General features: G+C 57.6%; 7 protein-coding genes. All 7 read left to right on the top strand.

Annotated elements, in window-relative coordinates:
* Positions 1-253: 253 nt before the first annotated feature.
* The 7 genes from QZJ86_RS19025 to QZJ86_RS18995 all read left to right on the top strand — a co-directional run bounded on the left by QZJ86_RS19025 (position 254) and on the right by QZJ86_RS18995 (position 18,900).
* Entirely contained in the window at positions 254-1,672 is a 1,419-nt protein-coding gene (locus tag QZJ86_RS19025) for an acetyl-CoA carboxylase biotin carboxylase subunit (RefSeq protein ID WP_301672080.1), read from the top strand.
* A 15-nt stretch (positions 1,673-1,687) separates the two neighbouring features.
* Entirely contained in the window at positions 1,688-3,511 is a 1,824-nt protein-coding gene (gene oadA, locus QZJ86_RS19020; RefSeq protein WP_301672079.1) for a sodium-extruding oxaloacetate decarboxylase subunit alpha, read from the top strand.
* 111 nt (positions 3,512-3,622) lie between these two features.
* Positions 3,623-4,600: an L-threonylcarbamoyladenylate synthase gene (locus QZJ86_RS19015; RefSeq protein ID WP_301672078.1), complete on the top strand. Its 978-nt coding sequence runs from the start codon at positions 3,623-3,625 to the stop codon at positions 4,598-4,600.
* 1 nt (position 4,601) lies between these two features.
* Positions 4,602-5,066: a tRNA adenosine(34) deaminase TadA gene (tadA, locus tag QZJ86_RS19010; protein WP_301672077.1), complete on the top strand. Its 465-nt coding sequence runs from the start codon at positions 4,602-4,604 to the stop codon at positions 5,064-5,066.
* A 343-nt stretch (positions 5,067-5,409) separates the two neighbouring features.
* On the top strand, positions 5,410-12,546 hold the full coding sequence (locus QZJ86_RS19005; protein WP_301672076.1) for a SpvB/TcaC N-terminal domain-containing protein: 7,137 nt from the start codon (positions 5,410-5,412) through the stop codon (positions 12,544-12,546).
* 286 nt (positions 12,547-12,832) lie between these two features.
* Positions 12,833-13,138, top strand: coding sequence for a hypothetical protein (locus QZJ86_RS19000; protein WP_301672075.1), 306 nt, complete (start codon positions 12,833-12,835; stop codon positions 13,136-13,138).
* A 260-nt stretch (positions 13,139-13,398) separates the two neighbouring features.
* Positions 13,399-18,900, top strand: coding sequence for a Tc toxin subunit A-related protein (locus tag QZJ86_RS18995; protein ID WP_301672074.1), 5,502 nt, complete (start codon positions 13,399-13,401; stop codon positions 18,898-18,900).
* Positions 18,901-18,976 lie beyond the last annotated feature (76 nt).

The following is an 18,976-nucleotide window of genomic DNA, read 5'->3' as shown; positions in this document are numbered from 1 at the left end:
CGGATTTGGCGTATTCGATAGCATTTAATGGCTACTAGCGCCGCTGCTTAGCCGCCGGGCTGGCCTTCTCGATAATGCAACGATGTATCCTCCTTTTTTGTAAACCACCCTGTTTTTGTGAAACTCAAGTGATCCGCAATCTCCGGAGAGCCCTGGTGATTAACCCGGCAAATGGCAGTTTTTGCAGTTGAAAGATAATCATAACTTGTTAGAGTAGTCGCCAAGTTATTGAAAACACCGACTCGGAATCATCATGTTACGCAAAATCCTGATTGCCAATCGCGGCGAGATCGCCGTCCGCATTATCCGTGCGTGCGCTGAAATGGGCATTCGTTCCGCGGCCATTTATTCGGAGGCCGACCGTTTCGCGTTGCACGTCAAAAAAGCCGACGAGTCTTATTACATCGGTAGCGAGCCGCTGGCGGGCTATTTGAATATTTACGGCCTGGTCGACCTGGCCTTACGCACCGGCTGCGACGCGATTCATCCCGGCTACGGATTTTTATCGGAGAACGCGCAATTTGCCCGTGCCTGCCAAGAACGCGGTTTAGTGTTCATCGGCCCATCGGCGGACGTGATCCAACGAATGGGCGACAAAACCGAAGCCCGCACCGCGATGAAAGCCGCCGGCTTACCGGTGACACCTGGTTCGGATGGCAACCTGGATAGTGTCGATCATGCTTTACAGGTGGCGGCCGAGATCGGTTACCCTATCATGTTGAAAGCCACTTCCGGTGGCGGCGGGCGCGGTATTCGGCGTTGCGACAATCCGGACGAGTTGCGGCAGAATTATCAGCGGGTGATTTCCGAAGCCACCAAGGCTTTCGGCAGCGCCGACGTGTTTCTGGAAAAATGCGTGGTCAACCCGATACATATCGAGGTGCAGGTGTTGGCCGATCAGTTCGGCAACACGATACATCTTTACGAGCGCGACTGTTCGGTGCAGCGGCGCAATCAAAAGCTGATCGAAATCGCTCCGTCGCCGCAACTGGACGAAGCCCAGCGCCAATATCTGGGCGGTTTGGCGGTGATGGCGGCCAAGGCGGTCGGTTACACCAATGCCGGCACCGTGGAATTTTTGCTGGACAGCAACGGCCGCTTCTATTTCATGGAAATGAATACCCGCGTGCAGGTCGAGCATACCATTACCGAAACCATCACCGGCGTCGATATCGTCGAGGAACAGATTCGGGTCGCGGCCGGTCTGCCGCTACGCTTCAAACAGGAAGAAATCGTCCGCCGTGGCTATGCGATCCAGTTTCGCGTCAACGCCGAGGATCCGAAAAACAATTTCCTGCCCAGCTTCGGCCATATCTCCCGTTACTATGCGCCGGGCGGCCCCGGCGTGCGTACCGATACCGCAATTTATACCGGCTACGAGATACCGCCGTTTTACGACTCGATGCTGGCCAAGGTCATTGTCAGCGCGATGACCTGGGAAGACGCCATCAATCGTGGCGAACGCGCGTTGAAGGACATGGGCTTGTTCGGTATCAAGACCACGATTCCGTATTATTTACGTATCCTCAGCCACCCGGACTTTCGCCGTGGCCGCTTCAATACCGGCTTCGTCGATGCCAATCCCGATTTAATCAATTACTCCAACAAGCCGCGCCCGGAAATTCTGGCCAGCGTGCTGGCGGCCGTTGTCGCTTCTCACACCGGCTTGTAATCCAAGGACTTACCGATGAAAAAAGTTTACGTAACCGACGTTATCCTACGCGACGCCCACCAATCCCTGATCGCCACCCGGATGCGCACCGAGGACATGCTGCCCGCCTGCGCAATGCTGGATGGCATCGGCTATTGGTCGCTGGAATGCTGGGGCGGCGCCACCTTCGATGCCTGTTTGCGCTTTCTGAAGGAAGACCCTTGGGAACGCCTGAGTCAACTGAAAGCGGCATTGCCCAACACCCGTCTGCAAATGCTGTTGCGCGGCCAGAATCTGCTCGGCTACCGGCATTATTCCGACGACGTGGTCCGGAAATTCGTGGAAACCGCCGCGCAAAACGGCATGGACGTATTCCGGATTTTCGACGCGCTGAACGACATTCGCAATCTGGAAACCGCGATCGAAGCGGCCAAGGAAGCCGGCAAGCACGCGCAAGGCACGATTTGCTATACCACCAGCCCGGTGCACGACATCGCCAGCTTCATTCGGCTCGGTAAAGGCTTGGCGAATCTGGGTTGCGACTCGATTGCGATCAAAGATATGGCCGGTCTGCTGACGCCGTATATCGCTGGCGAGTTGGTCAAGGCCCTGAAAGAAGCCGTCGATCTGCCCTTGCATCTGCATTGCCACGCCACTGCCGGCCTGGCGGAAATGTGCCAGATCAAAGCCATCGAAGCGGGCTGCGAACATGTCGATACCGCGCTATCCTCCTGGGCCGGCGGCACCAGCCACCCGCCGACCGAAAGCTTGGTCACCGCCTTGCGCGGCACCAGCTACGACACCGGTTTGGATTTGGATAAGCTGCAGGAGGTGAATCAATATTTCGCCGAAGTGCGGAAAAAATATCATCGTTTCGAGAGCGAATTTACCGGCATCGACACCCGCGTACACATCTTCCAGGTGCCGGGTGGCATGATTTCCAACCTGGCCAACCAATTGAAGGAACGTAACGCGCTGGACCGGATCGCCGAGGTGTACAAGGAAATTCCGGAGGTGCGGAAAGACCTGGGCTATCCGCCGCTGGTGACGCCAACCTCGCAAATCGTCGGCACCCAGGCAGTGCTGAACGTGTTGATCGGCAAGCGCTATGACACCATCAGCAACGAGGTGAAACGTTATTTGCACGGCGGCTACGGTAAGGCGCCGGCGCCGGTCAATCCGCAACTGCAAGCCAAGGCGGTCGGTAACGAAGAAGTCATCGAATGCCGGCCGGCCGATTTATTGAAGCCGGAGTACGAGCATTTGCGCAACGAAATCGGCCATCTGGCACTGAGCGACGAAGACGTGCTCAGTTATGCGATGTTTCCGGAGATCGGCAAACAGTTTCTGGAGTTGCGCTCTACCGATAACTTGGTCGCGGAACCGCTGGAACTGGAAGGCGCGCCGGTACCCGGCGAAGTCAAAAAAGCCCCGACCGAATTCAATGTTGCGCTGCACGGCGAGTCCTATCATGTCAAAGTCACCGGCGCCGGTCCGAAAAACCAGAGCCTGCGGCATTTTTATTTCACCGTGGACGGCATGCCGGAAGAGATTGTCATCGAGACGCTGGACGAAATCGTACTGGACGGCGGCGCGCAAGGCGCGGTGCAAAGCGCCATCGCCAGCAAGCGCCGCCGGCCCAGCGAGCCGGGCGATGTGGTGACCAGCATGCCCTGCAATATCATCGATGTGCTGGTCAAGGAAGGCCAGAAAGTCAATGCCGGCCAGTCTTTGCTGGTTACCGAGGCGATGAAAATGGAAACCGAGATTACCGCGCCGGTCGGCGGCATCGTTAAAGCCATTTATGTCGCAAAAGGTGATGCAGTTAACCCAAATGAGGTGTTGGTGGAAATTAATTAAGACAAAAGCCGAAAGGCAAAAGGTAAAATAGCGCCTTTGCATCAGGGTGGCTTTTGCAACGTTCGTTAGCGCCCTATTAGCCTTTAGCCTTTTATCTTTCGCCTGATTACTTTGAAACCTACAGCCGTTACCGAATCATCCATCCATCATGCCGTCGAGTTGTTGCGTCAAGGCCAGCTGGTGGCGTTTCCGACAGAAACTGTCTATGGTTTGGGTGCGGATGCCTCTAACCCGGATGCGGTTGCCAAAATTTTTGCTGCCAAGGGTCGGCCTGCCGATCATCCCTTGATTGTGCATATCGCCGGTGCCGAGCAAATCGACAACTGGGCGGAGATGGTGCCCGAGGCCGCGTTGAAACTGGCGAAGGCTTTCTGGCCTGGTCCGCTGACGATTATTCTGAAAAAGAAAGCCAGCGTGCCGCTGGCGGTGACCGGCGGTCAACATACCGTGGCATTGCGGGTGCCGGCCAACCCAGTCGCCTTGCAGTTGTTGCAAGCATTTGGCGGCGGTATCGCCGCGCCATCCGCCAATCGTTTCGGCCATATCAGCCCGACACAAGCCGATCATGTCGCGGAAGAACTTGGCGACAGCGTGGCTTGTATCCTCGATGGCGGTCCCTGCAGCGTTGGCGTGGAATCGACCATCATCGATCTGACCGACGAGCAACCCGCCATCCTCAGGCCGGGCCGCATCACCCGCAGCCAGCTCAAGGCTGTGTTACAAACCGAGATTCGCCTGTCGCCGCAAACCAAAATCCGCGCGCCCGGCATGATGGCCGTGCATTATGCGCCGCATACCATGGCCTTGCTGTGCGCCACGGATACGCTGATCGCGATGATCGACGAGCTGTGCGGCAAGGGTAAAAAAATCGGTATCCTGGCATTCAGTCAGACCATTTCCAAGCTGCCATCCTGCCCATATCAGCATTTAATCCTATTACCCGAGCAAGCCGAACACTACGAAGCCGCCCTATATGGCGCATTGCGGGAACTGGATAATTTGCAGCTCGAATCGATCCTGATAGAACAACCGCCCGACAGCGAAGCTTGGGCCGCGGTTAACGACCGGCTCAGCAAAGCCACGGTCTGAAATGACCGATACAGAATGGATGCGCCACGCGATCCGCTTGGCGCAACGTGCCGAAAGCCAAGGCGAAGTGCCGGTCGGCGCGCTTCTGGTTTATCAAGATCGTTGTATTGCCGAAGGCTGGAATCAACCCATCCAAACCAACGATCCCACGGCGCATGCCGAAATGGTCGCGCTACGCAAAGCCGGCCAGGTATTAAACAACTATCGGCTGATCGACACCACCCTCTACGTTACCTTGGAGCCCTGCGTGATGTGCATGGGCGCCATCGCCCATGCCCGCGTCAAGCGTCTGGTATTCGGCGCCTACGATCCGAAACGCGGCGCGGTCTGCCACGCACTACAACTCAGCGACGCGCCGTTTTTGAATCATCGCGTGGCATGGGATGGCGGGGTTTTGGAACCCGATTGCGCGGAGTTGTTGAGCGATTTTTTTAAAGCCAGGCGCAATCTCGCCAAGCCAGCCTAATAAGCCGATCTTAGGCTAGTTTTCCGCACGCTAGCCGCGAAGGCCGATTGCCTGCTTCGCTACGCGTATTCGATTTCTAACGCAGCTGTTGTTTCGACGCTTGCCAAATTCCGCAACAGCCGGAGTAAGCAAACCCAGGCTTGGCGGGGCTTTTGCTGCTCGGATCGTACCAACCCGCTACTTCAAAAGCCAATATCGGGTCTATACCAAATACCCTCCCCGGGGAGGGCGAAACTCGCTAGCGTTCTCTGTAAGCTAATCCCCTAAGCCCGCTCGCCACGAAAGATAGGCAAGCGGGCTCGGCATTCAGCAGACATAGAAAACTCAGTTCAGGTATTAGACTATGAGCAATAAATCGGGTACATCCAGCCAAATCATCGGTTTGCCGCAGGGCGGCGGCGCCTTGCATGGCATCGGCGAGAAATTCGCGCCCGATCTGCATACCGGCACAGGCAACTTTACCGTGCCTATTGCGATTCCGGCCGGACGCAACGGTTTTCAGCCGCAGCTGAGTTTGGGCTACAGCACCGGCAACGGCAACGGCCCGTTCGGGCTAGGCTGGAGTTTGAGCGTGCCGGGTGTGATGCGCAAAACTTCCGACGGATTGCCGCGCTACGACGACCAACAAGACACCTTCGTGCTTTCCGGCGCCGAGGATCTGGTGCCGGTCGATGTGCAAGCCAATCTGACTCGCTACCGGCCGCGCACCGAAGGTTTGTTCGCCCGTATCGCCCATCTTCACGATAGCAATCAAAACTATTGGCAAGTCGAAAGCAAGGACGGGCTGACCAGTGTTTACGGCACGCCGGCAACGGCCAGCCGTGATCCGGCGGCGATAGCCGATCCGGAACATGCCGGCCAGGTGTTCGCCTGGAAGCTCAGCCAAACCCGCGACGTGTTCGGCAATCGCATCGACTATCTCTACGAGCGCGACGCCGAGCAAAATGATGGCGCTCACGCTTGGGATCAGTTGTACTTATCGGAAATACGCTATGCGGATTACGGCGATCCTGCCAATCCGCAGTTCCTGGTCCGGGTGAAGTTTGTTTACGAAACCCGCCCGGACCCTTTTTCCGAATACCGAGCCGGGTTTGAAATCCGCACGGTGCGCCGCTGCACCCTGATTCAGGTGTATACCCAGGCCGACAAGGAACGGTTGACTCGCACCTACCATCTGGATTATCTGGACAAAAACGCGGGTGCGATTTTGCCGCTCAACAAGGCTTCGCTGTTGCATCAAGTCCGGGTGGAAGGCCACGACGGCGAGCAATCGGAATTTTTACCGCCGCTGGAATTCGGCTACAGCCAATTTACCCCCAACACCCAAAAGTTTATCAACATTGATGGGCCCGATTTGCCTACGGGTTCGCTGGCCCGACCGGAATTTGAACTGGCGGACCTGTTCGGCAACGGCCTGCCGGACATCCTGGAAATGAACGGCACGGTGCGCTACTGGCGCAATCTGGGCGACGGCCGTTTCGATCGTCCGCGCGAGATGGCCGAGGCGCCGGCCGGTTTGCGGCTGGCTGATCCGGGCGTGCAGATGATTGATGCCGACGGCGACGGCCGCATCGATCTGCTGGTCCACCGTCAGGGTTTGTCGGGTTATTTCCCACTGCGTTTCAACGGGCTGTGGGATCATCAATCCTTTCAGCGCTACGAGTTCGCGCCCAGCTTCGATCTGGAAGACCCGGAGGTCAAACTGCTCGACCTGACCGGCGACGGCGTCACCGATGCGATCCGTTCCGGCAGCCGGCTGGAATGTTTCTTCAACGATGCCAAAAGGGGCTGGCATGCCAGCCGTAGCGTGGAACGCCAGGCGCTGGATGTGTTCCCCAATCTCAACTTCTCCGATCCCCGTGTCAAATGGGGCGACTTCAGCGGCGACGGCCTGCAAGACGTCGCGCTGGTGCACGACGGCCATATCGAATATTGGCCCAACCTGGGCTACGGCAACTGGGGCAAGCGGATTTCGATGCGTAACAGCCCGCGCTTGCCCTACGGCTACGATCCCAAACGAATTTTGATCGACGACATCGACGGCGACGGCCTGGCCGACCTGGTCTACGTGGACGACCGCAAGCTGCTGTTGTGGATTAACCAGGGCGGCAATGGCTGGAGCGATCCTATCGAGATAAGCGGCACGCCGCGGGTTTCCGATATGGATGCGGTCCGCCTGGTGGATGTGCTGGGCAACGGCAATCGCGGGTTGCTGTGGAGCGCCGATGCCGACGGCTCGAACCGGCCGCATATGTTCTTCCTGGATTTCAGCGGCGGCGTCAAACCCTACGTGCTGAACCGGATGGACAATCACCTGGGCTCTTTGACGCAGGTGGGTTATGCCTCGTCGATCCGCTTTTATCTGGAAGATCAGCAAAGTCCGGCCACGCGTTGGCAAACGCCGCTGCCGTTTCCGGTGCAGGTCGTGGCCAGAGTCGAAGTGATCGACCAAATTTCGCAAGGCAAATTGACTACCGAATACCGTTATCGTCACGGCTATTGGGACGGCGCCGAACGCGAGTTCCGAGGCTTCGGCCGGGTCGACCAGCGCGACAGCGAAGTCTTTGCCGACTTTCACGGCAGCGGACTGCACGGCGAACAAGGCTTCGAAACGGTGGCCGCCGAGCAGTTTTCGCCGCCGTTGGAAACCCGCACCTGGTTTCATCAAGGACCGGTCGGCGACGAATTCGGCGAATGGGAGGAGCTGGATTTTAGCGGCGAATACTGGCCAGGCGATACGCCAGCTTTGTTGCGTCCGCAGGCGATGACCGAACTACTCAAAGCGCTGCCGCGTCGTAGCAAGCGTGACGCCTTGCGGGCCCTACGCGGCAGCGTGCTGCGCACCGAGCTGTATGCATTGGACGGCACGGACCGGCAAAATCGCCCCTACACCGTCACCGAAGTGCTGCAAGGCGTGCGCGAAGAAGCGCCGCCGGCTGACGGCGAGCGGCGGGCGATTTTTTTCAGCTTTGCATTGGCGCAGCGCACTACGCAGTGGGAGCGCGGCGCGGAACCGATGACCCAACTCAGCCTGATGGGCGATTACGATCAATACGGCCGGTTGAAGTCTCAACTCAGTATCGCAGTGCCGCGTGGCCGGGATTATCGGGTCGTCACCGAATCGGCAGAACCTTATCTCGTCACTTTCAGCGAAACCGACTATCTGCAACGCGACGACGCCCAGCGCTATTTGATTGATAAAGTCGCCAAGACCAGTAGTTACGAAATCGGCAACGACGGCAAGACCACGGTGTTTGCACTTTGGGAAGCCGTGAAAACCGGTAGCGCCGCCAAAAAGTTGATCGGCCAAACCCTGAATTTTTACGACGGTCCCGGTTTCCAGGGTCTGGCGTTTGGCCAGCTCGGCGACTACGGCGCGCTGGTTCGTTCGGAAAACCTGGTCATGGACGATGCGCTGCTGGCTGAACTGTATCGCAGCGGCGACAGCGTGCAAAATCCGCCGGAACTACCGCTTTATCTCAAACCTGGCGCACCGGTCTGGACGGATGAATACCCGGCCGAATTTCGCAAACTGGCCGCGCAAGCCGGTTATGTCTATCGCAATGGCGGCGCCAACGCCATTTCCGCTCAAGGCTATTTCGCCATCACCGCCAGCCATTTGTACGACTTTCAAGCCAGTGGCGCCAACGGCAAGGGCCGGGGTTTGTTGTTGCAACAGCACGATCCGCTGGGCCGGCGCACCGTCATCGGCTACGATGCTTATGCCCTGCTGCCGCAGCAGGTCATCGATCCCTTGGGCCTGAAAACCCAGGCCAGTTACGATTACCGGGTGCTGCAACCGGAAGTGGTGAGCGATGCCAATTTCAACGTCAGCCGCTTCCGCTTCACGCCACTGGGTTTATTGAAAGCCACCTTGGTGCAAGGCAAAACCAATGTCGCCGAAGGCGACCGCACCCGACCCAGTGTCGAACTGAGCTACGACCTGCTGGCCTTCAGCGAACGTGGGCAGCCGGTGTCGGTGCGCACCAGGCAATACCAGCATCACGACAGCGAAGCCGATGTGCCGCTACCACAACGCGACGAAACCATCGAGACCGTCGAATATTCCGACGGCTTCGGCCGGCTGCTGCAAACCAGGGTGCAGTCGGAAGAGATTCGTTTCGGGGACCCGACTTTCGGCGGCGGGATTTTGCCTGTCGATCAGACCGACGATGCCGGCACTAAGTTGGCGTTTGCCGGCGTCCGCAACAGCGACGCCAATAATCCCAATGTGCTGGTCAGCGGCTGGCAGGTCTACGACAACAAAGGCCGGGTGGTCGAAAAATACGAACCGTTCTACGCCACGGGCTGGAAATACGCCGTGCCCGGCGAGGCGCAGCTCGGCCAGAAGGCTGTGATGATTTACGACCCGCGCGGCCAGGTGATCCGCACCTCGAATCCGGACGGCTCCCAGCAAACGGTGATTTACGGCGTCCCCGCCGATCTGGCCAAGCCCGAGCAATTTGCCCCCACGCCTTGGGAAGCCTACACCTACGACGCCAACGACAACGCCGGTCGCACTCATGCCGAGGCCGCCCAAGGCTATCAAGCGCACTGGAACACGCCGGCCAGCATCGTCATCGACGCGCTGGGCCGCACCATAACAGCCACGGCCCGCAACGGCGCCGATCCCAAGGACTGGTATGTCACCCGTTCGAGCTACGACATTCGCGGCAACCTGCTGAGCGTCACCGACGCGTTGGGCCGGGTGGCCTTCCGCTACGGCTACGATTTGGCCAACCGGCCCTGGCGCACGGACAGCATCGACGCTGGCCTGCGCCGCACCGTGCTGGATGCCGTCGGCAATCCGCTCGAACAACGCGACAGCAAGGGCGCGTTAACCTTGCACGGTTACGACGAAGGGAATCGTCTTAACCGGCTGTGGGCCAGGGACGGCCTCAACCAGCCGCTGACGCTACGCGAAGTGACTATCTACGGCGACCGTCCCGATTCAGGCCTGAATGCCGACGCGGCTCGGCTGCTGAACCTGCTGGGTAAGCCATACCGGCATTACGACGAGGCCGGACTAGTCAGCGTGCCGGGCTACGACTTCAAAGGTAATCCGTTGAGCCAGACCCGGCAGGTCCTCCGCGACGAGGTGCTACTGACGGCATACCGGAATGGCCCGGAACGCAACTGGGCCATCGATGCCTACCGCGTCGACTGGCAGGCACCTGCCGGCACCACGCTGGAAGCACACGCGCAAACCTTGTTGGACCCGATCAAATACGAAACCAGCACCCGCTACGATGCGCTGAACCGCATCAAGAGCCTGTTGTATCCGCAAGACGTCAGCGGCCAACGCCAGGAGTTGCTGCCGGTCTACAACCGGGCCGGCGGTCTGGCGCAAGTCAAACTCAACGGCCAGATCTACGTGCAACAGATCGCCTACAGTGCCAAGGGTCAACGGGTGCTGGTCGCCTACGGCAACGGCGCGATGAGCCGTTATGTCTACGACGACAAGACTTTTCGTTTGCTGCGCCTGCGTTCCGAGCGTTACAGTCAACCCGAAGCCGACCGCTATCAACCCGGCGGCGAAGCCTTGCAGGACTTGGCCTATCGCTATGACTTGATCGGCAATATCTTGCAAATCGAAGATCGCGCCCAGGGTAGCGGCATTTTGAACAACCCGGCCGCGGCAACAGTTGGCGACGGTGCGCTTAAACAGCTGTTAGCCGCTGGCGATGCGCTGCTGCGTCAGTTCGACTACGATCCGATCTACCGCCTGCTGTCCGCCACCGGCCGCGAATGCGACCAGGCGCCGGAAGCGTCGCCATGGCTGGACCTGCCGCGCTGCACCGACTTGACCCGTACTCGCGCCTATAGCCAGCAGTATCGCTACGATGCGCTGGGCAACATGCAGGAGTTGAAGCACCAGCTGGCCGATGGCGCCCGCAACCGGGTGTTCAACACCGTCGCCGGCAATAACCGGCTCGATACTGTAACGATAGGTCAGAGCGCCTATCGCTACGCTTACGATAGCAACGGCAACATGCTATCCGAACATCAGACTCGCCTGTTCGACTGGGACCACAGCGACCGGCTGAAAGCCTTCCGCACCCAGGTTGCCGGCAGCGAACCGTCGGTGCATGCCCAATATCTCTACGACGCCGCCGGCATGCGCGTCAAAAAACTGGTGCGCAAGCAAGGCGGCCAATACACCGTGACCGTCTACGTCGGCGGCCTGTTCGAATACCACCGCGCGGTGCAAGGCGCTACCGTCCAGCAAAACAACACCCTGCACGTAATGGACGACCAATCGCGTATCGCGTTGGTAAGAGTCGGCACGCCGTTCCCCGACGACACCACCCCGACAATCAAATACCACTTGGCCGACCACCTGGGCAGCAGCCACGTGGTCATCGGCGGCGACGGGGCCTGGGTAAATAGAGAGGAATACACCCCTTATGGCGAAACCAGTTTCGGCAGTTTCGCCAGAAAGCGATACCGGTTTACAGGCAAGGAAAGGGATGAGGAAAGCGGCTTGAATTACCACGCAGCGAGATATTACGCGGCGTGGGTGGCGAGGTGGGTGAGTGCTGATCCGATTGGACTCAAAGGTGGAATCAACCTGTATCAATACTGCAAAAGTAATCCAATCATTTTCAGCGACCTTACCGGAACAGATATTTCGGATACAAATAAAAGCTTAGATACCAATCATGACAAACAAATTTCACTACATGAACTTAGTACAGGGTTGGAGTGCAGCAATATTTCCCTCAGGGACTGGGCAAATACGATGTCGTTTAACACCGGTGGTTACGGTGTTGATAAAAATGTCCAGAGTTTAATCAACGATATTCACAACGACACAGTATCCCAAGCAATCTCTTCGAAGATTAAAGCGGCTGAATCCGATGAAAACCAATTGCGAATGGGTGCGGATGGTAGAACGTATACAAAGCGAGAAGCCAGAGCCGCGGCGAAACGAGAACACGCCGAAAGGTTGGATCCGAAAAAACAACTTACCAAAATAGCGACTATGGGATGCTTGTTGGTGCCTGAATATTGTGGGTTGTCGCTATCCATTTATCATTCGGCAACCGGTCGCCCCAAGGATGCAGCAGTCGATTTAGCGGCTGTTTTTTTAGGACGAGCCTTGAACAGAGCCTTTACCCCTCCAAATACCCAGCCTGGTATCTACTACGACAATAGACTTATCACAACGAAAGACGGGATAGCATCCTATTGGTCCACAGGACAGGCGAATCTTATACCAGGAGCAATACAGAAGGAACCGAATACCTGGTATGTAATTCACGGAATTCAAGAGGAAACGGAAAAGCTAGGTGGCTTAACTATTAAAGAAGGATGGGTCATTAAGCAGACACCGTACATCGAAGAGCCTGTAAAGAGTGTAGGCCTGGATAACGTGCATATCGAAATTCAACTTATTACGAATGATCCCAAAGTAGTCAATGATTGGATACTAGAACAAGGCGCGAAGGCGGTTAGATTATTTTCTGACCTGTTTTGACATGAGACCTTTCTTTCACTTTGTGTCGGAGTGCAGGTCCAACTGCTCTGCGGTTTGGGACGCTGGAGCATCCTTGTATGGGGTACCACGCGGAGCGTGGGAAGCATAAAAAATTAAACAACATTACGAGCGGGAAGAATATCCCGTTCAGCAAAAGAGGGTCGAAACAGCTCATGTGGTGCGGAACCATGAAATGGGTTCCGCCGAAAGATCCGTAGTAAAAACAGGACAAGTATTTCTGTCCTCACATAAATCACAAAAACATATCCTTGAAGAGGAAGCAATCATGATCAAAACCAAACAAATCAGCAAAGGCGACTGGCGTACCGTCGAGTGGTTCTTCAACGCCAACGGTACGGCGTTTTTCAAAGCCCCGGCCGGCGCGCAAATCAAAGTTCGCTACGGCGTCGGCTGGTTCGGCTTCGACCGGCAGAAACAAACCCTGAACGGCAGCGACTACAAGAAACTGGAGGTGGGCGTGGGTTCCTTGGGCCGCGCCCGGATGCAAATCAAGGTTTCGCAAACCACCAATGTGACTTACGACGTCTACGGTGGCGGCGTAGCCCGGCCGTCGCCCGAGATTTCGTTTTAGCGCTTACTACGGTGGGCAAAACCGGTCGAGAGCGTGTTCTCTTCGCCGGTGACGACAAGTTTTGCCGCTAGACAAAAGGACTCCAGGTACGCGCATTTCCACGCGCGATAAGGCAAGCTCGTCGTCTCATCCGCCCCCACGATCTAGGCCGACCATTGCCCAAGCCGTGTTGACGGATGCCAATCTTGATAATGACCTACCGCGAAACCGCCGACTTTAAAACTCATATTTCGTAAATTTTCAGCACAGAGGAAGGCCCCATGTACAACAGAAATCAAGCCGCACAGATCGGCGACATCGAAATTATCCGGAGCCTGCTACCAGGCGTGGAAATCCAAGCTCCGGCCAATAATGCCGTCATCGACGGCAGCTTTACCCTCAGTGGGGACGCCACCTGCATCTACGAGGAGTACAACACCGGCTCTGGAGAGACCACCGAAACGTCGGCTGTCAACAACATTACCGGCATAGAGGTGCGTATCGGCGATGCCGCCAGCTATCAGGCCGCTACGCCGACCGGCGCTGGCGGAAACTGGAGTAGCTGGCGTTTCAACGCCAATACCAATTTGCGCGGCATCGTCACGGTAACCGCCAGAGTGTCCGCCCATCGCGGTTCGATCAATGCCAGCGCTTTTTCCACGCGCACTTTCATGATCGATGCGACTGCGCCCAGCTTGACGGTAGAAGCGACCGAAGTCATCACGTCGAGTAGCGTCGCGGTGATTAAAGGCACGGCAGCCGATCAAGAGAGCGGCATCGATTTCGTCGAATGGAAGCTGGGCAACGGTGCTTTTACCCGCGCGGTTGGTACGACCAGCTGGCAGGCCGACGTTACCGTCCCCGGCCTGGGCAATCACAGCGTCACCGTCCAGGCCCGCGACAAGGCCGGCAATGCCAGCATGGCGCAAACCGTGTCTATCAAAGCCATCGATTCGACGCCGGTGGCGCTGACCATCGTCAGCCCCGCGGAGGGTGCGGAGTTTACCCTGGCGGACGGCACGGTCAGTGTGGAATTCCAGGGCACCGCGACTGACACCCAAACCGGAGTCGACTCGGTCGAATGGCGGCTGGAAGGCCAAGAAGCTTATCAACCCGCAATACCCAAAGCGGCCAACGATTGGTCGAGCTGGCGGGTGACGCTGCCGTTTACAGCAGCCGGCGAACGTACCGTCAGCTTTCGCGCCAAAGACAAATCAACGCCTACCGGTAACCCTATCAGCAAAAGCCGTGCGGTCAATATTTTATTGCCGTTCGTACCCAAGGACCCGCAAGCGATATTTAGCCTGGCCAATTATTTGGACGAGTTGCAGCAATTCGCCAGTCGGCGCATCGTCACCGGCTCCGCGCCGAATAGCCCGCATATCAATGTTGCATTGCTGGCACAGACCTTTTTACAACCGTTTGATGTGCTGGTTACGCCCAACGCGCGTCAGATCGCCGAGCGCTCGGTCTCGCAGGCGAGAATCTGCGTGGAAGTCCTGCGCCGCTATTTTGCTCGCCATCAGCGCGCCATACCGGCCAGCGCGGAAACCGATTATCGCCAGACGGTCTACCAATCGCTGCTGAAAAATTTAGGCACATCCTACGAAGAATTGCGTCTGGTCCGCATCGCCGACACCGATACGCGCCGTGCCTTGGCCAATCGCTTGGGCATGGCGCTGGGCGGCACTCGGCCGGATAACCTGGATAGATTATTGCTAACTCCCGAGCTGCTGAGCGAAGCGGCCTTGGAAAGATTGTTTGGCTTGGCGGACACCACCCGTGACCCGACGACGACATCTGTGCTCCCCACGGCGGAACTGCAAGTCTGGCAAAAGGACTATTTACGCGAAGCCTGGCGGCGCCAGGACGATGCCACACGCTCCGAGTTTGCATTGCCCATTCCGGTCATCGACCCCGACCTAGTTGGCGAAGCCGATTTGGTCGATGCGGTTCCCGGCAACCCGGCCTACGATCTGCGACTGGCCAGGGCGCAGCAAGTGAACACCATGCAAACCGCCATTAAAACTGCTCGTGAAGCCAAACCCGAGGCCTTGGCCGGGTTCGACCAGATCGTCACCGAACAACTCGCACCGATTGCCGATCTATTGGCGCTGTTCGCCGTGCACAGTAGCGGCGAAACCATCGACGCAGCGCTGACAACCAAACAAATTGTCCTGCGGCCGTTTTTGCAGTTGATGAACATCCGCAAATTGGCGGAAACCGGCAATGTGTTGGCCTCCGAATGGAACGAGGTCTATGCCATTCTGACCCAAGTCTGGAAGCAACGCCAAGCCGCCGCCTGGCGAGAACAGGAAGGCACCTTGAGCTTGAGCCCGGATTACTTTCGCTTGCCGGCTGCGGGCGCTCAGGTCGCCGCGCTAATACCTTGGCGCTCCGACCCGCAAACCCGGCGCGCGTGGCTGGAAACGCTGTCCGCCCGCATACAACAGGATCAGACCGTCGGTGAAGCGCTGCAAACCGCGATAATCGCCACCGAAGCCGCGATCCTGCCGTCGTTGCGGGATGCCTTGGTCGCGGATTTGATCCAAACCGGGAAAGCCGGCCTGGACTCGCTGGATGAGGTCGCCAACCGCCTGTCACAAGAATTGGCTATCGATTGTCGAAGCGGCGGCGCGCAACGCATCACCCGTGTCGAACAAGCACTGGAAACCATTCAGGCCGTCATGTTCTCGGCGCGGATGGGGCAATTCACCGCTTCTCCGGTGCTGGGTAGCGCCAATCCGGCGGCGGCATGGGTGTTGAATCAGACAGATGGTTATAACGAGGGTAAATTTGACGAGGAATGGCAATGGATAGGCGCCTACGCGACTTGGCGCGCGGCAATGTTCGTTTTCGGCTATCCGGAAAATTACCTGTTGCCGAATCTGCGTCCGCCGCACAACCAACTGCCGTATCAGAACCTGGCACGTACCGCCGAGTTCGATACCTTGATCGTCGCGCTGGGCGACAATTTACGCTTGACGGCCAGTCAGGCCAGAGTGTTGGCGACAACCTATTTGAACGGATTACGCGGTAAAAACCAGCAAGGTACCGACAACTACCCCGATCTGCCGGATGCATTGAAACAAAGCGGCTTCGTAATCACCGACCAACTCTCGGAAACCCAGTTGCGCGAGCGTGGCACTTTGATTGCCGGTTTGTTCGGCAGCACCGCCGATCCGTATATGGCCTCGAAGTATCTGTGGGAGGTATTTTATTTCGTGCCGTTGGCGATCGGCTTGCAGTTACAAAAATCCGGGCAGTACCTGGAAGCGCTGGACTGGTTGCAAACGCTGTATGCCTATAACTTGCCGGCCGCCCAGCGTAAAGTTTTTCACGGTCTGACCTTGGAAGCCAATTTGCCGACCGATTTCAGCCGCGCCGACGAATGGCTGATCCAGGGCCTGAATCCGCACGATATTGCGACAAAACGCGCCCATGCCCACACCCGTTATGTATTAATGGCATTGGTCCGCTGTTTTCTGGACTTCGCCGATGCGGAATTTACCCGCAACACCGCCGAGTCGTTGCCGCGCGCCCGAGCCTTGTATGTCAACGCGCTGGAATTGCTGGATCAACCGGAAATGCAAACGCCAACCGGCGGTACTGGGGCAGCGGCCAACCCGTTTCCTGCCAATCCCTTGCCGCAAACGTTGCGACTGCACGCGGAACTGAATCTGTTCAAGCTCCGCAACGGCCGCAATATTGCCGGCCTGGAACATCGCAGCGCCGGCTCAGCCCCGGTGTCGGCAAGCAACCTGCCGGTGGTCGCCAGCGATGGCAGATTGGTACTGCCCAGAGCCAATCTACCCAAACCGACAGCTTATCGCTATGCGGTGTTGGTGGAGCGGGCCAAGCAATTGGTTGGCATCGCTCAGCAGATCGAAGCGGCATTCTTGGCGGCGTTGGAAAAGCTCGACTCGGAATCGTACAACCTGCTGAAGGCCCGTCAGGACATGCAATTATCGAGAGCACAGGTCAGACTGCAGGATCTGCGTATGGATCAGGCCCAAGATGGCGTAACGCTGGCCGACTTGCAGAAACAACGCTCAACGATTCAGGCCGACCATTATGACGGGCTGTTGGACGAGGGGCTGATCGGTCTGGAACAGACATCGTTGGGCTTCATGGCCACTGCCGCTGTGTTGCAGACCTCGGCAGCAGTCATTTACGGCGGCAATGCGGTATTGCAAGGCGTTAAAGCCGCATTCACTTTCGGCTTGTTCGGCGACCCAGCCGGAAACGCTGCAGCTATGGCATCATCCTTCGCTTCCGCGGCTTCGACTACCGCATCCATTTTGGAAACCTATGCCAGCTACGAACGCCGCAAACAAGAGTGGGGTTTTCAGCGCGACCTGGCCCGTCACGACGAGTTGATCGGCAGCCAGCAAATCGCGATCGCTTTCGATCAGGTCAGACTTGCCCAACAAGAGGGTCTGATTGCCGGCATGCAGGCCGGTTTTGCCGAAGACACGCTGAATTTCTTGGCCAACAAGTTCACCAATGCCGAGTTGTATGCCTGGATGAGTGGCATACTGGAGCGGATCTACAGTTACTTCCTGCAACAGGCCACGGCGATGGCGCAGCTGGCCGAAAGCCAGTTGGCGTTCGAGCGTCAGGACACGCCGCAAGCGGTGATTCAGGCCGACTATTGGCAGGCGCCGGCCGATAACGCCGCAAGCGGCGGTGACGGCGCGCAAACCGACCGGCGCGGCATGACCGGTTCGGTCCGATTGCTGCGAGACATCTATCAACTCGATCAATATGCCTTCGACAGTAGACGCCGCAAGCTACAATTGAGCCAAACCTTTTCCTTGGCGCAACTGAGCCCCATCGAGTTCCAACGTTTCCGCGACACTGGCCGTCTGCTGTTCGGCACGCCGATGGCCCTGTTCGACCGCGATTTCCCAGGTCATTACCTGCGCCTGATAAAACGGGTACGGATATCGGTGATCGCGTTGACGCCGCCAACCCGTGGCGTGCGCGCCTCATTGAGCTGCTCCGGAGTATCGCGAGTTGTGGTCGGCGGCGATTTGTTTCAAACCATCGTGGTCCGGCGCGATCCCGAACAAATCGCCTTCACCTCGCCCAGTAACGCCACCGGATTGTTCGAGCTGGAGCGCGAAGACGAGATGTTGTTGCCGTTCGAGAGCATGGGCGTTGACACCAGCTGGGAATTGCAATTGCCCAAGGCTGCCAATCCATTCGATTACGCGGCGCTGGCCGACGTGTTTTTCACCGTGGAATACACCGCGTTGCACAACGCAGACTATCGCCAACAGGTGATTGCGACCATGGACCAGCAGGTTGGCGCCGATCGCGCCTTCAGCCTGCGCGACAGTTTTGCCGACCAATGGTACGATCTAAATCACCCGGAACAAACCCCCAACCCCATGGTGGTGAAGTTCAAGACCGAACGCGGAGATTTTCCGCCCAATGTGTTGGACCTGACGATGCAACAGATTGTCCTGTATTTTGTGTTGCGCGATGGCGCTACATTGAACATACCGGTTGCTTATTTGCGTTTTACCGAATCGGGCGCCGCGACTTTCTCTGGCGGCGCGGCCAGCGCAATCGACGGCGTCGCCAGCACTCGGCGCGGCAACGCTCCCGAATGGCTGGCAATGCTTGGCAAGTCTCCGGTCGGCGAATGGTCGCTGGCATTAACTAACGCGCTGGCCGACGGCAGGTCGATAAGCACCTTGATCGGCGACCAAACCATCCAGGACATCTTACTGGTGATCAGCTACGGAGGCCGTTATCCGGACTGGCCGCTCTGATAGCGTTGGGGATGTTTGCCGAAAACACTTGGACGGTGACATCATCCGCATCATTCCGTAACGCTAAATCGAGGGC

Origin of the sequence: Methylomonas montana, from assembly GCF_030490285.1 — a bacterium.
Taxonomy (GTDB): domain Bacteria; phylum Pseudomonadota; class Gammaproteobacteria; order Methylococcales; family Methylomonadaceae; genus Methylomonas; species Methylomonas montana.
Note: the sequence above shows the minus strand (reverse complement) of the source record. Positions and strands in the feature narration are given on the sequence as shown.